General features: G+C 71.8%; 8 protein-coding genes. 1 reads left to right on the top strand and 7 read right to left on the bottom strand.

All coding sequences use genetic code 11. From position 1 onward, the window contains the following. Positions 1-74: 74 nt before the first annotated feature. Genes amaP through NP777_RS12510 form a run of 5 tightly spaced genes read right to left on the bottom strand, consistent with a single transcriptional unit; the run spans position 75 to position 2,503 of the window. Positions 75-629 (bottom strand): alkaline shock response membrane anchor protein AmaP, encoded by a 555-nt coding sequence (gene amaP / locus NP777_RS12530; protein ID WP_256650189.1) that lies wholly within the window; start codon positions 627-629, stop codon positions 75-77. Between the two features lie 7 nt (positions 630-636). Beyond that, a complete protein-coding gene (locus NP777_RS12525) occupies positions 637-1,305 on the bottom strand; it encodes a DUF6286 domain-containing protein (RefSeq protein ID WP_256650188.1) in 669 nt (222 codons plus the stop codon). Then, positions 1,302-1,715: an Asp23/Gls24 family envelope stress response protein gene (locus NP777_RS12520; protein WP_256650213.1), complete on the bottom strand. Its 414-nt coding sequence runs from the start codon at positions 1,713-1,715 to the stop codon at positions 1,302-1,304. Before NP777_RS12520 ends, NP777_RS12525 begins: the two co-directional genes overlap by 4 nt. Before the next feature lie 30 nt (positions 1,716-1,745). Continuing rightward, a complete protein-coding gene (locus tag NP777_RS12515; RefSeq protein ID WP_020872298.1) occupies positions 1,746-1,937 on the bottom strand; it encodes a hypothetical protein in 192 nt (63 codons plus the stop codon). 41 nt (positions 1,938-1,978) lie between these two features. Further along, complete coding sequence (locus NP777_RS12510) at positions 1,979-2,503, bottom strand: Asp23/Gls24 family envelope stress response protein (protein ID WP_256650187.1); 525 nt, start codon at positions 2,501-2,503, stop codon at positions 1,979-1,981. Between the two features lie 172 nt (positions 2,504-2,675). Between NP777_RS12510 and NP777_RS12505 the strand changes: the two genes are divergently transcribed. After that, entirely contained in the window at positions 2,676-3,407 is a 732-nt protein-coding gene (locus tag NP777_RS12505) for a nucleopolyhedrovirus P10 family protein (RefSeq protein ID WP_256650186.1), read from the top strand. Between the two features lie 11 nt (positions 3,408-3,418). Here the strand turns inward: NP777_RS12505 and NP777_RS12500 are convergent, their stop codons facing one another. Both NP777_RS12500 and NP777_RS12495 read right to left on the bottom strand, forming a co-directional pair. Then, complete coding sequence (locus NP777_RS12500; RefSeq protein ID WP_256650185.1) at positions 3,419-3,910, bottom strand: response regulator; 492 nt, start codon at positions 3,908-3,910, stop codon at positions 3,419-3,421. Then, a complete protein-coding gene (locus NP777_RS12495; protein ID WP_256650184.1) occupies positions 3,907-8,388 on the bottom strand; it encodes a HAMP domain-containing protein in 4,482 nt (1,493 codons plus the stop codon). Before NP777_RS12495 ends, NP777_RS12500 begins: the two co-directional genes overlap by 4 nt. Positions 8,389-8,410 lie beyond the last annotated feature (22 nt).

The following is an 8,410-nucleotide window of genomic DNA, read 5'->3' as shown; positions in this document are numbered from 1 at the left end:
GGGCGGGGGGGGGGGGCCCCGCGGGGGGGGGGTGGGGGGCGGCGGGGCCGGGCCGCGCCTCCGCGCTCGCAGCGCTACCGCGCCCGCTCCGCCCCGTGTCGGGCCACCCTCAGCCGCACCTCCGCGGGGAGGGCCTCCAGGCCCGCCGATGTGCGGGCGCGTTCCAGGGCCTCCGCTCGCACCGCGTCCAGCGTCGACAGCGGGTCCGCCCGCGCGTCCAGCGCCAAGCCCATCCGGGCCTCCGGCGTCGTCCGGCGGCCCCGGAGCAGGACGTGGGCGCGCTCCACGCCGTCCAGCGACTCCGCGTCCGACAACAACGCCGCCTCCAGGGCGCGGCCCCGGAGCAGGGCGCCCTCGCCGTCGCCCGTCTCCACGAGCACTTCCTGGAGGCGACGCCGTCGGAGCTGGACCAGGAACCAGCACAGCGAGAGCACGAACAGCACCGCGAGCGCCGCGATCACGGCCGGCCACCACCACCCGGTGTCCCGCCACCGCGTGCGGTCCGCCCGGCTGAGCAGCACATCGCCGCGGCCGTCGAACGGCGGCCACCCGGCCAGGATCACCGCGCCCGCGGCGGTCAGCACCAGACCCACCAGCCCCAGCAGCACCCGGTTGACGACACTCAGCATGGCGCGCTCACCCCTTCGACTTCGCCGAGCGCCGGACGTGGACGGAGAGGGCGGGCGGCCGGGCGAGGCCCAGTTGGCGGATGCCCTCGTGGAGGGCGGTGTCCAGATCCGCGCGTACCTCGTCGAGGTCGCGGAAGTGGGCCAGCGCGCGGGCCCTGATCCGCCGTCGGCCGACGTCCACGCGGGCCGATCGCACACCGGGCACCTCCATCGCCCGGTCCCGCAGCACCAGCCCCGCCGACGTCCGGTCGATTCCCGCTCGAACGTCGGCCCCGGCCCCGGACTCCGGCTCCGGCGCACGCATCGGCAGCAGCCCTCGCAGCCCCGGCGCCATCGCGAGGATCACCATCCACACCCCCAGCGCGGCCAGCAGCGCCGCCCCGGCCATCATCCACGCGTCGTCCAGCGGCCGCGAGGCGAGTTCATCGGCGAGCCAGTCCCGCCACCGCAGGGCGCGCCGGCCCGAGCGCACGGCCGCCACGTCGTACAGCAGCAGCCCGCTCATGGCGGCGATGATCAGGGCGACGATCCCGGCCGGTACCCGCCGCTCGGACCAGAAGCGCCGGACGCGCCCGGGCGGCTCCCCGTCCCCGGCACCGGAACCGGCACCCGTCCCCGCCCTCGCGCCGTACGCCGACGCCGAGGTGGACTGACGCATCTTCTGGTCCGCGTTCATCGCACCCTGTCCCTCCCCCGACGCGCCCCGCGCTCCGGGCGCTCCCACCGCGGCATATGCAGCCGTTCGACCGTCACCGCGACCTCGGGCACCTCCATGCCCGTCAGCTCGCCTACCCGTTCGATCACGTGACGACGCACCGCGCCGCAGCGGGCGCCGATGTCCGAGGGATAGCCGAGCTCGACGGCGACCCGGACGCGCGCGACGCCCCCGCGCACCGCGGCGACCGCGTACGGCCGTGCGCCGACGGCATCGGCGAGGGCTACCTCGCCGGGGTCCGTGCCCGTATCCGTATCCGCACCGGCATCCGCGGCGCCGCCGCTCCGCAACGCCTCCCGAGCCGCCTGCGAGGCGATCTTCGCGACGACCCGGTCCGCGATCCGCGTCGCGCCCCGCTCACCCGGCTCCACCACGGCACGTCCTTACGGTCGTCATGGCGTTCACCGTGGCCGTCCGTCACGGCCACGGGAACGGAAGAAGTCGCCCGGTTCCAGATCCCCATCCAGGAACCGGCCGACGATGAACCCGACGGCTCCCAACGCCGCCACCAGCAGAAAGGCCCCGAACCCACCGAAGTAACCTGCGAAAGCCAGCGCCATTCCCGCGATCATCCCGACCACGGCCATGCTCATCGTGTGCTCCTTCGCTGGAGCCGACCGGAACCGCTGCCGGCCTACTGGAGCCGCGGCTCCGGCGATTCCTCTTCCTCGTCCGGCAACTTCACATCGCTGACCGCGATATTGACCTCGACGACCTCGAGGCCGGTCATCCGCTCGACGGCCGCGATCACGTTCTCCCGTACGGCCCGTGCGACATCGGCGATGGAGACGCCGTAGTCCACCACGATCTCCAGGTCGAGGGCCGTCTGCACCTCCCCCACCTCCGCCTTCACCCCACGGGTGACCGACCGGCCGCCGGGCACCCGGTCCCGTACGACCCCGAAGGTACGCGCCAGGCCTCCGCCCATCGCGTGGACGCCGACCACATCGCGAGCCGCCATCCCCGCGATCTTCTCCACGACGCCGTCGGCGATGGTGGTGCGCCCCCGCACGGCCGGGTCGCCCCCGCCGCGCCGGGTCCGCTCGGTGGCGGCGGCCGCCGCGGCGACGCCTGGCCCGGCGCCCGGCGTCTTGGGCGTACCGGCGGCGGGTTCTGTGGCGGGGTTCTCGGGTCGGTTCCGTGGTGCGGTCTCGGACATCACCGATCGTCCCTTCCGAGGCGAAGAGCGGGGGAAGCGGTTTCCGCTCCCTCTACTTGCCACCTTAAAGGGGCCTTCCCCGAACCGCTTCGGAGATGCGGCACTCGCGCGATCGATACGGCAGGCTGTGAGCGGTAGGGCTCACGTCCGTACGGCGATAAGGGGTGACACGGTGGTCACGGACCGGCTCGCGCAGACCGTAAGGGAGCAATTGCGGCTCGGTCGGCTGCTGCCCCTGGGCGCGCGGGAGGACGGCGCCTGGATCACCGAACGCGCGGCGAGCGATGTGCTCGGGCGGGCCGCCGCCGAGGTCCCCGGCGCGCGTCTGGGAGCGCTGCGGATCGGGCCCGCCGACCCCGACACCACCGGGACGCCCGCGGTTCCGCCCCCGCCGAGCGCGCTGCCGCCGGGGCCCCTGCGCATCGCGGCGGAGTGCGGGGCAACGCTGGAGGAACCGCTTCCGGTGACGGCGGACCGGCTGCGCGACGTACTGCTCGACGCGGCGACGGACCGGCTCGGCCTGCTGGTGGAGGCGGTGGACATACGGGTGACGGAGGTCCTGGACGAGCTCCCGGCCCCGCCCCCGCGGGCCCCGCGCCCCCACCGGATCGAGAGCCCGGACCCCGACCCCGCCACCGCGGCCGTCGCCCGCGCCGTCACCTCCGTGCCCGGCGTGGCCCGGCTCGCGCCGGTGCTGGGCTCGCCCCGGGCGGTGCGGATCGAGGGGAGCGAGGGGGGCGAGGGGGGCGAGGGAGCGCACATCCGGATCGAGCTGGCCGTGGCGACGGCTCACCGCGCCGTGGATGTGGCGAGGTCGGTACGAGCGGCGGTGGCCCAGGCCGTCCCGGTCCCGGGAGACCAGCCGCCCACGGTGGCCGTCCTCGTCACCGCCGTGGAGCCCTGACCGGTCACTTCTCACTCCTCGGCGTACTTCCGCAGCCCCTCCACCGTGCGCTCCAGCTCCTCGATCCGGTCGGCCAGCTGCTCGGTCCGCGCCTCGAGTTGGCGGTTCTTGCGGTGCATCTCCAGAAACACATTGACCTTCGTCCGCAGCAGCCAGGGGTCGAAGGGCTTGGTCAGGAAGTCGGCGGCGCCGATCGCATAGCCCCGGTAGGCGTAGTCGGAGTCGGCGTCGGTCCCGGTCAGCAGGATGATCGGGACGTCCTTGGTCTGGTCGAGCCGCTTGATGTTGGCGGCGGTCTCGAAGCCGTCCATGCCCGGCATCAGGACGTCGAGCAGAACGACGGCGAAGTCCTGCCGCAACATCGCCTTCAGCGCCTCCTCGCCGGAGCGGGCGCGGACGAGCTGCTGATCGAGCGGGCCGAGGACGGCCTCCAGCGCGATCAGGTTCTCCTCCATGTCGTCGACGATGAGGATTCCGGCCTTCTCGGCCACGCTCGTAGTCATCGTTCCCCCTGCCTCGGCCTCGGCGGACCGGTCTCGACAGGCGCGGCGCCCTCCCCGGACACGTTCTCTCCCTCTCCGGACACGCCCTCTCCGGATACGGCGGTGTCACCGTCAGACCCGTCGAACGTGGCGTCCCCGTCAAACGTGGCGTCCCTGTCAGACGCGGCGTCATCGCCGCCGGGCTCGCCCGCCCCCGTGGACCGGCCCGGCTCCCCCACCGCACCGTCCGGATCGAGCAGATCGAGGATCGCCGACATCAGCCGGTCGACGTCCACGGGCTTGGGGACGTAGCCATTGGCGCCGCTGTCGATGGCCTTCTCCCGGTCACCGGGCATGACCTTCGCGGTCAGGGCGAGGATCGGCACCTCGGCCAGACGCGGCGTGCTCCGGATGGCCCGGATCGTCTCGTACCCGTCCATCTCCGGCATCATCACGTCCATCAGGACCAGCGAGACGTCCGGGTTGCGGTGCAGCACCTCCAGCCCCTCGCGGCCGTTCTCCGCGTACTTCACCGTCATGCCGACCCGGCCCAGCACATGGGTGAGCGCGAAGACGTTCCGGATGTCGTCGTCGACGATCAGGATGCGGCGGCCGTTCAGTACCTGGCCGGGGCGTCCGCGCTGCCACTCCTTGAGCCGGGTGGTCCCCGGCCAGCCGTCGTCGTGGTCCTCGTCCTCGCCCCCGGATTCCCGCTCGCCCTCGGCCCCGGTCTCCACCCCGCCGCCCGGGGCCCGGGTGGCGAGCCGGCCGGCGACCAGGCTGTCCGCCTCGCCGAAGACCCCGCTCGGGGCGTGGTCGGCGGTGTCCGGCAGCGTCTCGTCCGAGGCGGGGGCGACCGCCGGGACGGTGGAGCCGGTGGCCCTGGGGTCCGAGGGGTCGGGGGCCGGGGCGACGCCGCTGTAGTGCGCGGGCACGTAGAGGGTGAAGCGGGAGCCGACGCCCAGTTCGCTCTTGGCCACGATCCGGCCACCGAGCATTCCGGCGATCTCCCGGCTGATGGACAGGCCGAGGCCCGTCCCGCCGTACTTCCGGCTGGTTGTGCCGTCGGACTGCTGGAACGCCTCGAAGATCACCGGCAGCTTCTCCGGCGGGATGCCGATACCGGTGTCGGTGACGGAGAACGCGATGACGGCGTCCGCGGCCCGCAGCGCCTCCTCCTCGAACTGCGCTCCCGGGGTGCGCTCGACGCGCAGCGTCACCCCGCCCGAGGAGGTGAACTTCAGGGCGTTGGAGAGCAGATTGCGCAGGATCTGCTGGAGCCGCTGCTCGTCGGAGAACATCTCGCGCGGTACGTCCTCGCCGACCGCGATCTCGAACGACAGGCGCCGGTCGACGGCGAGTGGCCGGAAGGTGGCGTTCACATAGTCGAGGATCTTGACCAGCGGCAGCTTCTTCGGACGGACGTCCATCCGGCCCGCCTCGATCTTCGACAGATCCAGGATGTCGTTGATCAGCTGGAGCAGATCGGAGCCGGAGCGGTGGATGGTGGCGGCGAACTGCACCTCCTGGGGGGACAGCCGGTCCTCGGGGTTGTCGGCGAGCAACCGGGCCAGGATGAGCAGCGAGTTCAGCGGGGTGCGCAGCTCATGCGACATATTGGCCAGGAACTCGGACTTGTACTGGGAGGCGGTCGCCAGCAGCGCGGCCTTCTCCTCCAGCTCCGCGTTGGAGCGCTGGAGCTCGTTCGAGCGCTGGCGCAGCTCGGTGGTGAGCCGCTGGGACTCGGAGAGCAGCGACTCGGTGCGGGCGTTGGCGATGATGGTGTTGATCGAGACGCCGATGGTGTTGACGAACTGGTCGATGAAGGCCAGGTGGACCTCGCTGAACCGGCTGAACGAGGCCAGCTCGATCACTCCGAGCACCTGGTCCTCGTAGAGGATCGGCAGGATCACCACGCTGGCCGGGAGCGCGGAGCCCAGCCCGGAGTCGATGGTGATGTAGTCGGGCGGGACGTCGTTGATGAGGATCCGCTTCTTCTCCACCGCCGCCTGGGCGACCAACCCGCGGCCCAGGGGTCCGGTCCGCGGCGTCCGGCCGTCGCCCCCGAGCGTCCGGCCGTCGCCCCCGACCGCGTCCTGATCGGTGCCGTATCCGGCGATGAGCTCGAGCCGCTCACCGGGCCTGGCGCCGGCCGCACTGAGGAAGAACGCCCCGAACTGCGCGTTGACCAGCGGGGTCAGCTCGCTCAGGATCAGATCGGCGACCTCGACCAGATCGCGGTGGCCCTGCATCAGGGAGGCGATACGGGCCAGGTTGGACTCCAGCCAGTCCTTCGCGCGGGTGGTTTCGCGGAGGTTGGCGACCATCAGATTGACGTTGTTCTTGAGCTCGGCGACCTCGCCCTGCGCCTCGACCGAGATGGACCCGGACATATCGCCCTGGGCGACGGCGGACGCGACCTCGGCGATCGCGCGCACCTGGGTGGTCAGGTTGAGGGCCAGCTCGTTGACGCCGGTGGTCAGCCGCTTCCAGGTGCCGTAGACGCCCTCGACCCGGGCCTGGCCGCCCAGCCGGCCCTCGCTGCCGACCTCGCGGGCCACCCGCGTCACCTCGTCGGAGAACGAGGAGAGCGTGTCGACCATGGTGTTGATGGTGGTCTTCAGCTCGAGGATCTCACCGCGCGCGTCGACGTCGATCTTCTTGCTCAGATCGCCCTCCGCCACGGCGGTGGCGACCTGGGCGATATTACGCACCTGGGACGTCAGGTTGGACGCCATGAAGTTCACGTTGTCCGTAAGGTCCTTCCAGACCCCGGACACGCCCGGCACTCCGGCCCGGCCGCCCAGCTGGCCCTCGGTGCCGACCTCGCGGGCCACCCGGGTGACCTCGTCGGCGAACGAGCGCAGCTGCTGGACCATGGTGTTCACGGTGTCCTTGAGCTCCAGGATCTCGCCCCGGGCATCGACCGTGATCTTCTTCGACAGATCGCCGTTGGCGACGGCCGTGGTCACCTGGGCGATGTTGCGGACCTGGGAGGTCAGGTTCAGGGCCATGAAGTTGACGTTCTCGGTGAGATCCCGCCATACCCCGGAGACGCCGCGCACCTGGGCCTGACCGCCGAGGTTGCCCTCGGTGCCCACCTCGCGGGCCACCCGCGTCACCTCGTCGGCGAAGGACGACAGCCGGTCCACCATGGTGTTGATCGTCGACTTCAGCTCCAGGATCTCGCCCTTGGCCTCCACCGTGATCGTCTTGCTCAGATCGCCCTCCGCCACGGCGGTGGCGACCTGGGCGATGTTACGCACCTGGGAGGTCAAGTTGTCCGCCATGAAGTTGACGTTCTGCGTCAGGTCCTTCCACACCCCGGACACGCCGCGGACCTGGGCCCGGCCGCCCAGCTCGCCCTCGGTGCCCACCTCGCGGGCCACCCGCGTCACCTCGTCGGCGAAGGCGGAGAGCTGGTCGACCATGGTGTTGATCGTCGACTTGAGCTGCAGGATCTCGCCCTTCGCATCCACGGTGATCTTCTGCGAGAGATCACCGGTGGCGACGGCCGTGGTCACCTGGGCGATGTTGCGGACCTGGGACGTCAGGTTGGACGCCATGAAGTTGACGCTGTCCGTAAGGTCCTTCCAGACCCCGGACACGCCGCGGACCTGGGCCCGGCCGCCCAGCTCGCCCTCGGTGCCCACCTCGCGGGCCACCCGCGTCACCTCGTCGGCGAACGCGCCCAACTGGTCGACCATGGTGTTCACGGTCAGCTTGAGCTCCAGCAGCTCACCGGTGGCCTCGACCGTCACCTGGCGGGTGAGGTCACCGCGGGCGACCGCGGTGGTCACCTCGGCGATGTCACGGACCTGTGCGGTGAGCCGGGAGGCCATGGTGTTGACGGCCTCCGTCACCATGCGCCAGTCGCCGGAGAGCCCCTGCACCTTGGCGCGGCCGCCCAGCCGCCCCTCGGTGCCGACCTCGCGGGCGATACGGGTCAGCTCGCCGGTGAACAGCGACAGCTGGTCCACCGTCCGGTTCACCCCGCGTCCCAGCCGCCGCAGATCGCCGCGGAGCTGGCGGTTGCCGTCGTGCAGATCCACCCGCTGGGTCAGATCGCCGGACGCGATCGCGTCGAGCACCCGGGTGGCGTTGGACACCGGGCCGACCAGGGCGTCCACCAGCTGATTGGCCGCGTCCACATTGGTGGCCCAGGCACCCTGGCCGGGACTCGCGGTGATCCGCTCGTCCAGCCTGCCCTGGCGCACCACCTCACGGCGCACCCGGTGCAACTCCCCGGACAGATGCGCGTTGCGGACCGCGAGCTGGTTGAAGACCCCGGCCATCTCGCCGACCAGGCCCGCGGCCGAGGTGTCCGCACGGACGGTGAAATCACCGTCGCACAGGGCGTTCATCGCCGCCAGCAGCGACCGCAACTCGGCCGTGGACGCGGTCTCCTCACCGCGCGCCGGGCCGGGCGGCCGAGCGTCTTCCGGACATTCCACGGGCGGGGCCGGGGAAGTCTCGGTGGTGATCGGGTCGAGAGCCATGGCGTCGTCCCTTAAAGATCAT

The sequence above is a fragment of the Streptomyces rugosispiralis genome, from assembly GCF_024505145.1.
Lineage (GTDB): Bacteria > Actinomycetota > Actinomycetes > Streptomycetales > Streptomycetaceae > Streptomyces > Streptomyces rugosispiralis.
Note: the sequence above shows the minus strand (reverse complement) of the source record. Positions and strands in the feature narration are given on the sequence as shown.